The organism is Peribacillus frigoritolerans, from assembly GCF_001636405.1.
GTDB lineage: Bacteria > Bacillota > Bacilli > Bacillales > DSM-1321 > Peribacillus > Peribacillus frigoritolerans.
The window spans coordinates 1,409,618-1,427,273 of the sequence record NZ_KV440950.1; the positions used below are offsets into that span (position 1 = coordinate 1,409,618).

Genomic DNA, 17,656 nt, shown 5'->3' on the forward strand with positions numbered 1-17,656 from the left:
AAATGGCTAATAATGTAGAACAGTTCTCTTCACAGCTATCCGCTAAAATTTGGGGGCACAGATTTAAGGATGGACAACGGGGACCTGAATATGTATTAGAATTTTTTAATGTAATTTACGGAACAAAATATCAATTAAATGCGGATATGTATTTCAGGAAAAAATCGACCAATCTCAGAAAATTTATATTTGAAGGAGTTAAGGAAGGCAGTAAAAGAGATACTGCTAAATTAGATGAGGAGTCAAAGAATTCCCTTTATGGATTATATGATACTAGTGGTGAAGGGACCGAAAGGGTAGAAGTAATTCGAGAGTTTTTTAGGAATTTAGAAGTCCCATTAGTGGATGGTAAAGGAAAAGAAGCTGATCGTTCCTGGTATGCAAGAACCTTATATCCACTTCATGAAAGCCTATTATTCTTTGAACTTCGCAAAAATGGAGAGAGTATTTCCTACGAACGTAACTTTTTTGCAAGAGGCGGAGAGTTATATTACTTAATGATTTCGTATGGAACCCAAAAGGACCCTAAGTTAAAACTCAGTATAGAAGATAAATTAAGTGCACTTTTAACAAAAAATGTATCTCTTGAGAGAATTGTAGATACTATTTCAAATGCTTTAGGGGATGAAAAAAATGAAAAGGATTTATATCCTTTAAAGAAATTTACCCAACAAAAAGAAAATAATGAATATCCATTTTTACCAATTATTGAGCATTCGTTATTTGATAAATTCGCTCTAGAACTTGATCAATTATTATCCTTAAACATCGATGTATATGAAATGTTTAAATTATTAACAAGTTTAGTTAGTTTCCAACTTACTAGATATATGTATGAACGGTCTAAGCCATATGAAGCATATGATACATTGTACTTTTTCGATTGTTTAGATGGACAAAATAGTCAAATTCTCAAACATTCAGCGAATTCTTTTAAGCGTAATGAGTTACTTATAAAAGATAAGTTAGAAGAATATTTCGTTGATGAGTTTATGAACAATATCGGAACAGCAGAAGCAGTAAATAATCAGTTATTAATGTGGAAAGATAATCCAAACACTTTTTTAGAACTTCAAGGTCTTTCCAAGCTGCAATCTAGAAAACAACCCGTTATAAAATCATTGCTTTCTTGTAAAAACTATCAAGACGTCACTACAAAGTTACTAAAAACAGTTAGAGAAGTTGTATCAGATCAATTGAAGAGACAACAGACAGCTATTGTAAGAACTCTTTGTAGAGATGGGGGTCTAGGAAACTATAAAGCAGGTACCAATTATCGGTATACAATGACTGATAATTTTATACAATCGTTAGTATTTGCAAATGTGAAGCCAGGAGAAACAATGGAATTCAGCGGATTTTTAGAAGCTATATATCAAGAGTATGGTTTCGTAATCGGAGATATTCAAGCCAAGCAAAGTGGGCTTTATGAATCGTCAAAGTTAAATATAAGTTACTACAATAAAAATGTGTTGGCCTTAAGAAGTAAACTAAAGAAAAACGGTTTACTTATAGAATATTCCGATGCTACTGCAATGATTAGGAATCCATATGATGTAGTAGAAGGAGTAGTTGTGTATGAATGAAAACAATTTAATAGGATTATGGATAAATAAATTACTAAGCGACCATTTTAAAGCTGAAAAACGAAACCACACAGAAAAATTGTTTTTAAAAATCACCGGTCTTAATCAAGAAAATATCATAAGTTTATTAAATGAATTTAGGAAAAGTAAGAACATTTTACAGCAATCATATGATCCTATTATTCGTACTATCACTCCAATTAATAGTTTTGAAGAATTTTCTTTCTTTGGGGCAGAGACAAGTACTTGGCTAAGGAATAATACACGAGCTAATCAAGCACTTATACTAGTTATAAATGAAATAACACCAGAATCACAAAGCTTAGAGAATATCTTTACTATTGATGAATCCTATTTATTATCGAAGCAAGGACTAGATTCTCTTTTTAATCTCTTTTCTGAAAATGGAATTTTAGCAGCAGATGAAATAGAAATTCTAAATGACTTTATAAGCTTATTTAGGGAGGTTTCTGAACCGCAACTTAGAAGTGTGTTGCAATTTCTAGTTCAGTTAATTAATGATGAATCTCCCTCAGTAATTGATAAAATTCAAAAAAACTTACCTTCTTTAAATCTATTTAAAGATACAAAATTATCACTAAGTGATAAGGGTAAGTTAAAGAAAAATTATGAGTTGGCCAATTTACAGGCGGGGAATAGAAATTTAGATACTGAACAGTTGCAAAACAAACTCTATTCTTTTTTAGAAGAAGAGGAGAGAGCTGATTGGGCAGAGGATATTTGGGACAGTACGACTTCCGAACAGTTTACAAAAGAAGCATTAGATTTTCTTAACAATAATGATAATACCTTTTTGTTTAATGAATTTAGTTTGGTAGAAAAAGTATTTAGTTTTAAAGTAGTAAAGAATATTAATGAACAGCTTATTGATATTAAACAAACTTATACATTTCAAGATGATAGAGAAGAGGAGGATTTCGAAAACGGATATAATGACGTACTAGATGGAAATGATCCAGAAGCCATACAAAATTTCATTGACGATTGTGAAGATATTCTAAATGTCAAACCAGGTTTGGTGAAAAAATTAACTAGAATTGTAGAAAAATTAAGAAACCCTTCAGAATATGAGGATCTTTTCTATGGATTAATGAGAGAAATATTCTTATTTCTAGAAGATCATTCTGAAAGAGAAAATATTGATAAATTATATTTTAGACTTTCTATAAACTCAAAGCTTCCAGGAAATATACTATCCATACAGAGATTATATTTGAATAATATCAATAAATTAATACCACGGCTGGATTTTGATATTGCGTCATTATTAGATAAATATGATGACTCAAGTAAAGAATTAGATGTATCATACAATTTAAGTTTTCATATTGAAGATAATGTTATTGAAAACAAAAAATTTAAAATAAAAGGGCTTCATCGTCTGGATATTTACAGCCTGTATAATCAGGTATCGAAAAAATCTATACCATACTTACAAAATTATGCGGAAAATGAAATAGAAATAATTGATGTCCAAAATTATGTAGATGAAAAGGTAAAATACTATTTAGCAGGAAATCAACAACAAATGGAAGATCACTTTCATAAATTTTCGAATTTCCTAATAAACTATAGTGAATTATTAACAATTGCTGTAGATGATGGAATAAGTGTATTAAACGTGAATAGTTTAGAGGCTGAGGTTACAAATTTATTAGAAAATGTATATGAGTCTTCTCAAGTAGCAAAGCATATATACCAGTATGTAAATATTATCGGGGCCATTGACACATTTGAAACAAATAAAGGTGAAAGTTCAATACCTAATAGCAGAGTATTGACAATTTTTAACCCAATTCGATTAATATCTATAATTAAAAGATATGAAGAATTAAGTAATCAAATTGAATCTTGGATTACTGCTGCTACATCTAACACTCTACAAGTAGAAAAATTGGATGAATACTTAGGTTTTATTTACGAAAAGACAAGTAATTTAGCACCTAGGTATTTCTCCACTAATAGCGATAGGGTTTTCCTAATTGAACAGGAAGAACGATTAGGTGAAGGTTTATTTACCCTTAGTAATAAGCCTCATCAATCAACCGATACTTTAGTCAATGAGCTATCAGAAGAATTAGGGAAAACGATTAAAAATTATTTAGAAGTATATCCATACTCAAAAGATGGACTCGATGTCCTGCTGCTATATTGTCAAAGTGCTGACATTGTCACAAAATGCATAGATGAAATATTTAAAAAGACAAAGGTGAATAAGCTTAGATTAACAGTTCATAGTGAACATGCTGCCAAAATTCATGGGAAATTAAATAAATGGATTGAACAAAAAGAAGAGTATATAAAGCCACAGTTGGGATCTAAGTTTCCTAAACTTGAGCTAAATGTTATATCCGGAAAAAATATTTCGTCTATTAAAGAAAGTGTTAATAACCGAATGGAAGACGCGGATATAGTTGTATTGGCTGATTACTTTTCACAGGCAAATCAAATTCAAAATAATTTCGAAAGATTTACACCTTCGACAAGTTCATCTTGGTTTGAAACTTTATATAAAGAACCTTTAAACGATGATGAAGCTGTAAAACGAATAAGTTTTGTAAGCGAATATTTGCCTGTTGCGTTACAGTCCTTTTATCAACTCCAATTCATCATAGATACAAATCAAATGCCTGAAAGAAATAACATAAATGTTCTCAAAAATACGATTTCTATATCTAATGTTGGTAATAATGCATTGATTGATTTTATGCATGAAAGGTTCAATTGGGTTGTAATTCTCGATAGGTATTTAGATAAAACGTTATTAATAAAAACTTCTTCTCAGGCAAACATCATACAATATAAACCCAAGACTGGTACGAATAGTAACTTTAAGTTAATTGTATCGTCCTCGAAATATATAAGGAAAATAAGTGAAGAAACAAGTGACTATGCTTATTATGATCGTTTGCATAGAAAGCTTGTATCCATCTTAAAGAATGAAAACGTAAGTAGAGAAGAAGTGATAGCAGCAGTTAATAAAGTGAAAGATATTTCTGGAGCATTAGTACTAAAGGTTATTGGAAAAGGAAAATATGCACATGAAATGTTAGCGACTTATTTAACTACTAAAAAAAGAGGTAATAGTGAATCCAAAACTTTATCAGTTTGGTCTTCATGTGACGATCTTCCATGGTTTGCAAATAATAAGAGAAGACCAGATTTGGTTTTAACTACTATAAATGAAGAAGAAGGTAAATTAAATATTCATTTTGAATTAGTTGAATTGAAATTTGTAAGCCATACTATCTTTGAAAAAGAAAGATATGATGCACTTAAACAAATTAAAAGTGGTTTGAGCCTATACGAAAAGTTATTTGATTTTACTTACCCTAAACTTGATACAGAATTTTGGCGGAGAGAATTAGTACAGTACTTTATCGAAAAAAGTTCATATAAACCAGATCATATTTACTTGTTAAAAAAATTACAACATATAAATATTTCGAATATAACCGTAACGATGAGTGGAAGTGCTGATGTTTATTGCTATACATCAAATTTAACTGAATCGAATTTTCAAAGTGTTGATGAAGGTATTTATTTAGAGAAAATTGATTCTCAGACTGACAACTTTATCTTTACAAGATCTTACATTCTTAAACAATTACAAACAACTGAAGAAGTCACCCCTGAATATGAAGAGTTGGATGAAGGTTATCTTCTTGATATCTCTACGGAACTAATTAATGATGAAGAGTCTGGTGATATTGTTTCAAAAGAACACGAAGTACCAGCTGAAGATGAAAATTTCGGGGAAGTCAATAAGCTAGATAAAGAACCAGATAAAGAGCCTGACAAAGAACTAGCCAAAGAACCAAATGAAGAACCTGACAAAGAACCTATAAATATAATACCTAAAGTGATTTCTCCATCCTTTTATCCTGAACAAGCTGCTTTAGAGGGCGTATCTTTTACATATGAAGATACTAAGGAAGATAACGAAGAATTAAAAAATTCTTATATAAAAAAATTAAAGTTAAAGTTGAATCAAGAGGGAATTCACATCAATGTTAAAAAATCTATCATTGGTTCTGGAGTTATAAGATTGAACCTAGAGCTTCCTTCCGGTTCTTTTAAAAAAATATCTAATCGTTCCGAAGACATTCAAATTTGGTTAGGACTTAGTATGGAACCACATATTTTTATAGATAAAAACGGAATTAATATTGATGTCATTAGAGATGATCCAGAAACAGTTTATTTTGAAAAGTTTATGGAGATCGTACGCGAACAACTGCAAAATGAAATTTCTGGTACAAACTTAATTGCACCACTTGGATTGGATCCTTTAAATAATGTTATTTATATGGATTTCTCGAGCTCTATGTCTCCACATTTACTTACCGGCGGGACAACCGGAAGTGGTAAAAGTGTGACTTTAAACTCTATTATTCTAGGAATGATGTGTCTTTATTCTAATGAACGTGTAGAATTTTTATTTATTGATCCTAAGAAAGTAGAATTTATGATTTATGAAAATAAACAACATACTATTGATGTTATTACAGAAATTGATGGGGCAGTAGGGAAATTAAATGAATTAGTAGCTGAGATGGAAAATAGGTATACTATCCTTGCTGAAAAGCAGGTTACAAATCTAGAAGAATACCTAGAGGAATACACTGAAGGTAGTACTCCGAAATTACCAAGAATTGTTTTAGTTTTTGATGAGTTTGCAGATTTTATGACTAGAGATTCAGAAACCAAGAAGGAAGTTGAAATAGCTATTCAACTTCTAAGTCAAAAAGGGCGAGCAGCGGGAATACATTTAATTATTTGTACACAAACCCCTAAAGCAGACATCATTAATACTAATATTAGAAATAATTTAGTGGGTAGACTTGCATTAAAAGCTGCCGATGCTAATGCTTCTAGTATTATTCTTGATGAAGTAGGAGCAGAAAAATTGGCAGGAAAAGGAGATTTTCTTGCTAGGGTTAGTGGTACTGTTTTAAGAGGAAAGAGCCCTTTCTTAACGACTAAAGTAAGAAGAGCGTTATTAAATTACTTTTCAAAAGAATAAACTTGAAGAACATCTAGATTTGATTCTAGATGTCTTCTTTTCAACAAATCAATCACTGGAAAAGGGTCTCCAGTGAAAATCAGAAAGGCGTTAGATGTGATATGGCATATGGGCAACATCAAAGCTTTTATTTAAGAGATAGATGGTTAAATAAAGGTATTAAGCATTTGGCTACCGATGAAAGATTCTTCTATGATAAAGATGCTTTTGAAAAAATTGGACTTGGTAAAAATATGGTTCAATCCCTTCGTTATTGGGTTGTTGCTACAGGTGTAGTTTCAGAGGTATATAATACTGAAAGAAAGAAAATACATCGAATCACTGAACTTGGCGATTTAGTTTTTAAATACGATAAATTTATAAAATTTCCGGAAACAGCGTCTATTTTACACTATCAATTGGTTAAGGATATTGAGCCATCTTCTACATGGTATTGGTATTTCAATGTATATAAAGAAACAGTTTCAACTAAGGATAGCCTTCTAAATGAACTTATAAAATGGGTTAAGGATACAGAGAAAAAAGCAGTTTCAGATAAATCGTTGAAGCGTGATATTGATTGTCTAGTCAAACTATATACGGCAGGACAAAATGTGAACGACCCTGAAGAAGTCATTCAAAGCCCCTTGCATAAACTAGGTTTAGTGGACGAGATAAAAGGAGTTATTTACAAAAAGGCATCTAACTATAATCATATTGGTCTAACCGCTTTAATGTATGTCTTATTGGATTACTGTTTTCAAAATGATGTTGATACAGTCAGTGTAGATGATTTAGTTCATTCTATTGGCTTATGGGGTAAAACTTTCAATATTAGCAGAAGTTCAATTGTGAATGCCCTGAATCAATTAACATTACATCCAAAATATCCGGTAAGTTATATTCGAACAAACAATTTAGATTTAATTAGAATCCCAAATATTACTCCACAGAACTTTTTACAAGATGAGTATAGCCGAAAGGTGGAAGTAATTAAATGATAGTTAAAGAGGCTCCATTTAAAACAAGCGTTAATATAAAATTCGACTTAGGTAAAAAGGAATTTATAAATCGGTATCTACCTACACCATCTCACGCAGAATCTTTATTAGGTCTCTTAGGAGGATTTACTGGTAAAGAAATTAGATCACATATTATTATTGGTCCTTATGGCACAGGTAAATCACTAATTGCTACCATTGTGGCTGGGCTAGTTTCAAAGAAAGTCGAAAAAAGAACTTTCAATGCTTTATCAAAGAAATTCAACAAGGTACATGATGATATTTTTGATGAATTATTTGAGGTTAATAATATAGAAACAACGTACTTAACGGTCGCACTGAACGGGAATGAAGGAAGATTTAGACAGTCTGTTCTAAATTCAATCATTAGAACTATTAATGAAAATAAGATTAATATTACTCTTCCAGGGCAAAATGGGAAAATTATTCAAACTGTTGATTTATGGTCACAGCAGTTTCCAACAACCTATAGGGCATTTAAGAAAATCCTGAAAGAAAAAGGAAAAGATATAGATACATGGAGATTAGAAGTATTAAACCAAGAGAAAGAAGAAATTGATTGGTTTATAGATATATTTCCTTCATTAACTTCTGGTTCTGAGTTTGTTGTGGACTATAAGGAATCTTTTATTGATCAAATTAAGTTTGTTCTACATGAATTAAAGAAAAAAAATATTGGGTTATTTATTGCATATGATGAGTTTGGCAGGATGCTCCAAACGATCGAACCTCATCTTGTTCATGAAACCATGCAGGATTTACAAGATCTAGCGGAGTTAACCAATAATACAGCGGATAATTTGCATTTGCTATTAATTACACATCGTAATTTAGCTCAATATTTAGGCTTGTTAAATGAAGAATTTAAGAATGAATTTCAAAGAATTGAAAAGCGATTTAGAACCTACTATGTAGAAAGTGATCGCTTCACTTTCATACGGATTGTAGATAGCTATCTTAACAATATAAACAGTAACAGGTTAGTTAAAAATGAAAACATACCGGATTTAATTGATCAACTAAGAAAATATCCTTTATTCCCAGAATTGAATCAACAAGAAGTTGAAAAGATCATTATAGAAGGAACGTATCCTTTGCATCCAGTGACCCTATACTTATTACCATACTTATCTAGTTTTTTTGGTCAAAATGAAAGAACGTTATTCACATTTCTAGAAAGTAGTGAAACTGGTGGTCTAACTAATCATCTCGATAAAAATGATGGATACTATCTTCCATCCCATTTATTTAATTACTTTTTCCCTTCCTTACATGAAGTGGATACCGGTAATGATGGTTTTGAAGCAATGAAGATATACAAAAGCATTATTCATAAAGCCCCCTTATTACTAGAGGATAAGAATAATTTGGATGTTGTAAAATTCATTACGCTATGGGAAATGGCAGGTTTACAATCAAAATTTAAGCTGACAACAGACTTTTTACAGTTTGCCTTGAACAAAACAAGAAATGAATTAACCAATGTTCTTACAAAGTTATCATCAATAAAAACGATTAGATTCAATAGAGTAATGGGGTATTGGGAATTAATGGAGGGTAGTTCATTCTTTATTGAAGAAATTATAAAAGAAAGACGGCCTTTTATTAAACTTAATAGAAATTTAAGAGAAACAATTTTAAAAAACTTGTTAACAAAACGATTCTTCTTATCCAATGATTATAATGATGAGAAAAGTATGACTCGGTATGCTGAAATAGAGTTTCTATTCAGTTCAGAAATTTTACAGGGTGAAGGTTGGAGAGAAAAATATAAGGAATCCAAGAAATCAGACGCGGTAGTTTTTTATATCATACTCGAATCGTTAAGTGATCTGGAATATGTCAAAGAAAAATTAAAAAATTCTAGTGAAGAATATTTTATTTACTGTATTTCTAAATATTCTTTTTCACCAATAGATGAACAAGTTACGGAACTTGTGGTCATTAATGACTTACTGAATGATATTGAATTGTTAAAAGAGGATAAATTTTTAAAGGAAGAATTGATATTAAGGAAAGAGGATCTAGAGTTTTCAATCAGAGATTTTATTGATAAATATACGAGCTATAGTTCTGATTGTTTATGGCTTTATAAGAACGACGAGATTGCTCTTCATAGTGAAATTGCTTTAGAGCAACTTTTAAGTAATATTATGTTCAAAAATTATAGACTAACTCCAGAAGTTAGAAATGATTCGTTTAATAGAAGAAAAATAAATAATATGCAGCGTAAAGCAGGCTATACCGTTCTGGATAAAGTTATCAATAATTATAGTGAAACTGATCTTTCTATAGAAGGACAAGGGCCTGATTATTTAATCTATGCCACAGTATTTAAGAACAACAAATTTGATATAAGAGATCTAGATAATATAAGTTCAATTGAAATAAGAGAGTTAAGAGAAAAATTAGTACATTACTTAGAGAGCAATGTAAATGGTAGTCTGAGCGACCTTTCAGCAATCCTACAAAGAGAACCATTTGGGATTAGGGCCCCTTTAATTCCTTTATTTGTGGTTTCTTTATTAAGAGATAGATGGGATCAGATGATGTTCTATAGAAATGATATGTATATAGCTGGGATTACAAGTGAGATTTTATATAAAATGTTCGAGGAAGCTAATGAATATGAGTATGTTTATTATAAATTTGATCAGCAATACGACGAGTTCTTCTTATCATTAGAAAATATCTTTAGTCATTATGAGAATGATTTAATAAAGAACAAGCCTAAATTTATTCGTTTGAATAACGCAATGCTTTCTTGGCTTAGAAGTCTACCAAGATATACTCAAACTACATCGAAGCTTAATGAGAATATATTGTGGTTAAAAGAAATTATTAGAAAAAGCGAGATAAATCCTCAAGAAACTTTTAGGAAGTTATATGAGAGATATAATAATAATATTGGCGTACTTTCAATGGAAAAGACAGAAATAGAAGTGGCGTATATTGAATTTAAGAAAGTGCTATGTGATGAAGTTTTTAAAATAGTAGATGTAGTCTCATTTGATCAGCTACAATCATGGGCACAGGACAATAATGGAGAAGTAAAGAAGAAAAATAAATTTGTAAAAAGTATAATTAATTTAGATCAATTAGAGAATTGGATTGAAGAGTTTGCCTACTCTTACTTAGGTATTGAACTATCTAATTGGTCTGATATCACTACAGAAATGTTTCTTAGACAAATCAAATCAGATTTCCAGGACACATCAATTCACAATCTAAATACTGGAAATCAAATTGAGATTCAATATAATGGAATAGTAAAGACTCTTAATAAAGTAAGTTTATCAACAAAGTCTGAAACAATATATAAAAATGTTGAGCGGATGATTCGTAATGCAGGGCGTAATGTACCAAAAGAAGAAGTAGAGTATCTTGTTTATAGTTTGTTTGATCAATTTGTAGAATAGAGAAGGTGACTTGTGTTGGATAGAAAACCAGTACATGTAGCTATGTTTAGTGGGGGCGCTGCAAGCGCATATGTTGCTTATCAAATGGTACAAGCGCATGGGAAAGAAAATTGTATACTTTTTTTTACTAATACATTGTGGGAAGATGACGATAATTATAGATTTATGGATGAGGTTTCTGACTATATTGGACTTGAAATTACTGAACGAATAGATGGTAGAACTCCAGAAGAGGTTTTTTATGACTATCGATTTTTGGGGAATTCAAGGTTGGCGAAATGTTCAGAAGAGCTAAAAGTCTATCAAACTATTGTTTTCTTAGAAGAGCTTAGAGATCAACATAACTTAGAACCAATCCTCTACTTTGGAATTGGTCCACATGAGTCTCATCGAGCTGATAATTTAAAGGAATTTTATAGCCACCGACCTCTAGAACCTATTGAAACTAGGTTTCCTATGATTGAAACCTTTAGAGAGGATATTGATGCTAAAGGTATAATTGAAGGAGAATGGCGAATAAAATTACCAAGAATGTATGAAATGGGCTTTTCACATGCAAATTGTGGGGGCCGCTGTGTAAGGGGCGGCTATCAACATTACGCACAATTATACAAAATTTGGCCGGATAGATATGCTTTACAAGAAGAGATGGAAGAAAACTTTCGTAAGAACTTTGAAAAGAATGTATCTATATTGAAAAAAGATGGAGGACCCTTTACATTAAGGGAATATAGAGAGCAAATGGATAGAGAAGGTATAGAGAAATTCTTGAAAACTAAGGATGAAACCGTTCCATGTGTTTGTTCTTTCTCATAACAGTTAAGGCATTGTTGTAAACGATATTAAAGTAAAAAGCCATGATTGGGTAAATCATGGTTTTTTATTGTATACACACCATTTGAATAAGTCATACATATAATGGGAATAAATAATGTATAACCAGTTTATAAAATCTACCTGCAAGGGTGTTATTATGTTATATGTCAAGAATGGCCATGTTCTAGAAATAGGACAAAAAATAAGAGTATACCGGAATTTACACAAAGGAACCTTCTCTATTCAAGATTTAAAGACCAGAATAGTCATAGCTCATGGAGATGGATTTATCCTACATGACGTTGATTTTAAAGTATACAAAAAGGGACAAGAAAGAGTTAGAAACACTCTTCAAAAAAGGGTTCATGCTTATGTAATTGGAACTTATTCTGATGAAGAGTGTAATTTAACATCTGAATATAGCCCCATTTTTTATGATCCGTATAAAACTGATTACTTTGTCGATTTGAAATCATTAAACCCAATTCACAAATCAGATTTATGTCTTTGTTTAAATAATAGGTGTTATATAAAATGAATCTTAACCCAAAATAATTTAAATAATTAATATTTGTATAAATAATTCAAGAAGTATTCTCTTAGAATTATGTTTTGATTCATCAGTTTTAATTTGCTTTATTCAGATTGAAAAATAATTCTTATAAAATAGATATCGTACTATATATACGAGATCAAAATCAGAGTGATAGAGACTTGTGAGGGATAAAATTATGGTTATTGAGAAGATATTAATAGAAATAATAAAAGATTTAAAACAAGTACATACATTAAGTTCAAATATTATCTACATAAAAGGCATCAATCAAAATGTAGTAGATATTTCAATCAATGGAGGGAAAGAGCGGGATCAACAAATCCCTCTCAATACTATATTAAAAGCTTGGTATGAGTTTGTTTCAGTAAGAACTGCTTCACCTTCGGACTTTGTTTTGACCAAAGATTTTTCTATATTAAATATGGCTCTCATATCTAAGCTTCCCTTTGTTGAAGTAATCCATTTAGCTGAGGAGCCAGCTATAAAACTACGAGAATTTAAAACAGACCAGTTACCTGCCGATAATTATGAAAACTTTGAGATTTTCCTTGATGAGGTGTATAACGGCAAATATGACCCGTCTACATTAAGTGAACAAATAAGCGGAAATATATATCATCTTAAGTCTCGCTGTCGCCAAGACTTAAGATTAATAGGTTTGATAAACGAGAAAAATAAAATAAGTCAAACTCATATGAGTGAGTACTTAACTAGTAAGAATAAAAAACAATACCTTAAAAAATTGGTATTGATGCAAGATTATTTTCAAGTTGCATTAGAGTGCTTAAGTATTATGAAAAGGTTTTCTAAAGTTGAAAAAAGAACAGCTCTTATTGAGATAGGTATGTTAATAGTTCGGAATTCTAAAGGTGATAACTTAATGCTTGAATCTGTTGCCGAGAAAAGAACAAATAACCTACTATCATGGCTTGAAAATCTTCAATTAGTCGATCAAAATTGGATACCTATTAAGGAGTTGCAAAAAGTGGACAGTAAATTACGAGAGTATTTTCTGAAAATATCTAGTGAATATATAACAGCAAAAAGTGAGGGTTTTGGTGGAAATGCTTTTGCTAGCTTTGTAAGGCACGATGTACCGAAGGAGATGAGTAAGCTATCATTTCTTGATGATAAAAACTATTCTGTAGCAGCTTCTGCTGGTAAAGGGAATTGGGCAACAGTTCCGTGGATTTCTATTTTAAATAATGAGGTAACGAACTCTACACAAAGAGGGTATTACTTAGTTTACCTTTTTAGTGAAGATATGAAGCGACTTTATTTGTCTTTTAGTCAAGGCGTTACGGAAACGTCTAAAGAAGATATGTTGAGAATCAAAAAGGACATTCGTGGTCATATCACAATGGATTCTTCAGTGAAAAAAGATGATAACATGTTTATTGGAGATAGCAATAAAGCAAAACAATATGCAGAGTCGACCGCTGCTTATATTGAATATAACCTAGATGACCTACCTTCGGAAACGGAGCTTGTTCAAGATCTTAAAATGATGGTTGGTTATTATGAAGACTATATTGCATTTAAAAGTAATCCTATAATTGAAACTTCATATAATTCGAAGCCGGGTAATGAAATTACATATGAAAAAGAAAAATGGTTAGCGAGTAACAAAGAACTAATCACCCACATCCATTCTTACATTACAGCCAAAGGTTTTTTCTACACCAAAGAAGAAGTCACCAATTTGTTCCTTTCTCTGAAAACAAAGCCGTTTGTTATCCTTTCCGGTATTTCTGGTACAGGGAAGACGAAGATTGTTCAGTGGTTTGCGGAGAGTGTGGGGGCTACTGAGGAGAATGGGCAGTTCACGTTGATTCCGATTCGTCCGGATTGGAATGATGGTTCGGATTTGCTAGGGTATGTGGATATTAAGGGGGATTTTAAGCCAGGTCCATTTACGACTGTGATTGAAAAAGCGGAACAGAATCCGGATGATCCCTATTTTGTGTTACTCGATGAAATGAATCTAGCACGGGTGGAGCATTATTTTAGCGATGTGTTGAGCGTGATGGAGAGCCGTAAGTGGGAGAATGGGAAGATGGTTACGTCTGCCCTTCTTTCTGCGGAAATGTCTAAGCGGGATATTAGGCTGCCTGTGAACCTTTATGTTATTGGGACGGTCAATATGGATGAAACGACACATCCTTTTAGTAAAAAGGTGCTCGACCGGGCTAATACGATAGAGTTCAACCGGGTGGAATTATCGAATCTTGTATTTCTGGAAGAGCAGGTGGAAGTGGAACCAAAATTGGTTCAGGATCATATGTTCAGGTCCAAATATTTGCACTTGAAGGATCTTTATTTGGGGAATCAAAAGCTTGTTAAAAAGGTTACCGCTGAATTGGAAGATATCAATAAATCCTTGCAGCTAACCAATGCCCATATCGGTTATCGGGTTCGGGATGAGATATGTTTTTATCTTGCTTATAACGAAGACAGTGAATTGATGAGTTTTGAGATTGCATTTGATCATTGTATTTTACAAAAGATCCTGCCGCGTATTTCAGGCAGTGATACCCGGGTAGAAAGGCTATTAGAGGGTTTATATCGTTTGTTTACTACAAAAGAATATATCGATGATGAGGAAAGTAATGAAATCAGTATACGTACAGCGAGATATCCAAAAAGTACCGCTAAAGTAGTAGAGATGCTTAGGAGGTTACGAGATGATGGCTTCACATCCTTCTGGATCTCCTGATGATGTCGACTTGGTCAAAATAGAGGCAGAGGCATTTTCATTGGTGATTAAGGGAAAGCCGTATCATTACCGGTACGAGGGGTTAAAGCAGTATCGAAAGATGGATTATCATGATATCATGCAATTTTCTGTTTCAGGAGAAGACGTTCAAAGTGTTGAAGTCTATGATATCGAAACAGGAAAGTTAACTGATTCTCAGCAGGTGCGGCCAATTTTCTTTGAAAATGGGACATATCAAGTGCTTATCATTTCAAAACAAAATCAAGAACTGGACTTTTACCATGAACATCCTTTATTACGCCAAGCAATATCTCGCATGGAATTGAGTGGTATGTCGCTATTAACAGGGAATCTCCAATTTCAAAATGAGGTAGGATATACCACTTTTGAAGTTCGTTCAGGTGTACAAACGTTAGTGGAAGTAACGCTTGAAATCTTTCCAGTTAAATTGGATTATCAAAAAGATTATCGACAGCTGCTTGAGGAAGTGAATGATGAGATTTACAACTTGGCTTTTCACTTTATCCGGAAAACGTATTTAGGGGCAAACATCAAGCTTGAAGGCAAGCCAAGCAGGGCTGAATTCTATCGTTTGATGACGAAGCATTTTAAGCAGTTTATTCAGGCTGTAAATCGAATCGAGAGGCAGCCACATCATATATTAGAAACATCATATGTAAAAGCGCGCGGGGATCAGCTCAGCAAGACTGATTCTTATACACAGAAGTATTTGCAAAAACGGAGTCAGTCTTTTATGGAAGTGGAGAATGGAATTAGAATCCATGGGAAAACGATGATGCCGCGTGAAGGGGTTAAGCCTAAAAAAGAACTGCGTTACGATACGATGGAAAATCGTTATGTGAAATGGATGATGGACAGGCTGATTCATAAGTTTGATGATTTGTTGGGCGCTTTAATGAATAAGAATAAGCGTTGGAAGGAAGAACCTGATGCGGAACTGCTGTTACGGCTGACTCAAATGAAACAGCAGCTTGAGTCAAGGAAGAACAATGTCTTTTGGCGCTCGATTGGCAGACTTGATCGATCGGTAATGAGTTTGGTCCTGCAAATGGCACCGGGTTATCGTGATGCCTTTCAAATTTATTTAACTGTCTCAAAAGGCCTTATGCTGCAAGGAAAGCTATATCAAATGTCTGTTAAGGATGTCGCTACTTTATATGAATACTGGACTTTTTTAAAGCTAGGACAAATTTTGAACAGTAAGTATACCCTGTTGAGTCAGGATATTGTCAGTGTAAACCGAGATGGGCTGTTTGTAAATTTAGAGGCGAACCGAACTGCTAAACGAGTCTTTGAGCACCCAGTAACTAATGAAAAGATTGAACTAATCTATCAAAAATATGAAAAAGATTTACCGACCATTCCGCAAAAGCCTGACTCGATGTTGACGATTGAGAAAAAAGGCAAGAATCACCGCTATAATTATGTATTTGATGCCAAATACCGAATTGATTATGCACAACCTGAAAGCCATTATCAATCCCGTTATAAAACGCCGGGACCAGTGGAAGACGATATTAATACGATGCACCGCTATAGGGATTCACTCGTTACCATGAGTAATGGTCCATATGAGCGGACTGCCTTTGGAGCATATGTGTTATTTCCTTGGTCAGATGAGCAAAGTTATGAAGACCATCATTTTTATAAAAGTATAGATCAAGTTAATATTGGCGGTTTGCCGTTTTTGCCAAACGCTACCTATATGGTCGAGCGATTCCTAGAGTGCCTCATTGAAAAAAGTCCTGAGGAAATACAGCGTGAAGGGATATTACCTAGGGGAACGAAAGAGGAATGGAAATCAACATTAGAAGAAAAAGTACTTGTCGGAACGGTTTCGAACGAAGCAATTTATCGAGACTTTATTCAGCAGGGCTACTATCAGATCCCTGTTAATAGCCTGAAAAAGGGCTGGCAAGAAGCAAAATATGTCGCACTTTATATGACCTCAGGGCTTGGGGAGAACGGTGTTAGAGAGTATGGAGAAATCAAGCGAATTGCTACTGAAGAAGATTCTGTCCGTTTCTTTGTGGAGGTTTGGAAGAATACAAAGCAGGTTATCCGTCCTGTTAAATATGGCATAGCAACGTATATGATGACAACTCTTTCTTTACTATACGAGGCGAAAGAACTGCCTGAGCTGTACATGAAAAACAAACAGGAAACCACTCTTTGGAGGATGCTGAGAAGGATTTCTGATCAGATAGAGATTAACCTGGATAACAAGGTTTTGGACGAAGCCTTAGGAGTAGTGACCTTTTCTTTTAAAGGAATTGAAATCTATTTAGATAAAGAGAAACAAACCTTATTCATCAGGAATGATAGTCAGGAACGAATATTAGGTACAGATTTATTATTACATCAACCGTCTAAAGTATTTAGAGAAGTTCTTGGTTTGCTGTGAACCACTATACCTTTGTATGGTGGTTTTTTCTATTTCTAATCATGTATAATCCTCTGTTTCCCAACATTACCCCATGTACTACCCCATAAA

The 17,656-nt window shown here is 32.8% G+C and carries 8 protein-coding genes; all 8 read left to right on the forward strand.

Going from position 1 to position 17,656, the window contains the following annotated elements:
- Positions 1-2: 2 nt before the first annotated feature.
- The 8 genes from A6755_RS06955 (at position 3) to A6755_RS06990 (ending at position 17,566) form a co-directional block, all read left to right on the forward strand.
- Complete coding sequence (locus A6755_RS06955) at positions 3-1,586, forward strand: hypothetical protein (protein ID WP_244889645.1); 1,584 nt, start codon at positions 3-5, stop codon at positions 1,584-1,586.
- Positions 1,579-6,633: an FtsK/SpoIIIE domain-containing protein gene (locus tag A6755_RS06960; protein WP_063590226.1), complete on the forward strand. Its 5,055-nt coding sequence runs from the start codon at positions 1,579-1,581 to the stop codon at positions 6,631-6,633. The genes A6755_RS06955 and A6755_RS06960 overlap by 8 nt, the downstream gene beginning before the upstream one ends.
- Positions 6,634-6,734: 101 nt before the next feature.
- On the forward strand, positions 6,735-7,613 hold the full coding sequence (locus tag A6755_RS06965) for a DUF4007 family protein (RefSeq protein ID WP_063590227.1): 879 nt from the start codon (positions 6,735-6,737) through the stop codon (positions 7,611-7,613).
- Positions 7,610-11,053: a hypothetical protein gene (locus A6755_RS06970; RefSeq protein WP_063590228.1), complete on the forward strand. Its 3,444-nt coding sequence runs from the start codon at positions 7,610-7,612 to the stop codon at positions 11,051-11,053. Before A6755_RS06965 ends, A6755_RS06970 begins: the two co-directional genes overlap by 4 nt.
- A gap of 12 nt (positions 11,054-11,065) precedes the next feature.
- Positions 11,066-11,869 carry a hypothetical protein gene (locus A6755_RS06975; protein ID WP_063590229.1) on the forward strand — a complete coding sequence of 268 codons (804 nt, stop codon included), beginning with the start codon at positions 11,066-11,068 and terminating at the stop codon, positions 11,867-11,869.
- Between the two features lie 157 nt (positions 11,870-12,026).
- Positions 12,027-12,407, forward strand: coding sequence for a hypothetical protein (locus A6755_RS06980; protein ID WP_134402099.1), 381 nt, complete (start codon positions 12,027-12,029; stop codon positions 12,405-12,407).
- Positions 12,408-12,600: 193 nt separating this feature from the next.
- Entirely contained in the window at positions 12,601-15,141 is a 2,541-nt protein-coding gene (locus tag A6755_RS06985) for an MrcB family domain-containing protein (RefSeq protein ID WP_063590231.1), read from the forward strand.
- Positions 15,113-17,566: a restriction endonuclease-like protein gene (locus A6755_RS06990; RefSeq protein WP_063592474.1), complete on the forward strand. Its 2,454-nt coding sequence runs from the start codon at positions 15,113-15,115 to the stop codon at positions 17,564-17,566. The genes A6755_RS06985 and A6755_RS06990 overlap by 29 nt, the downstream gene beginning before the upstream one ends.
- Positions 17,567-17,656: the final 90 nt, after the last annotated feature.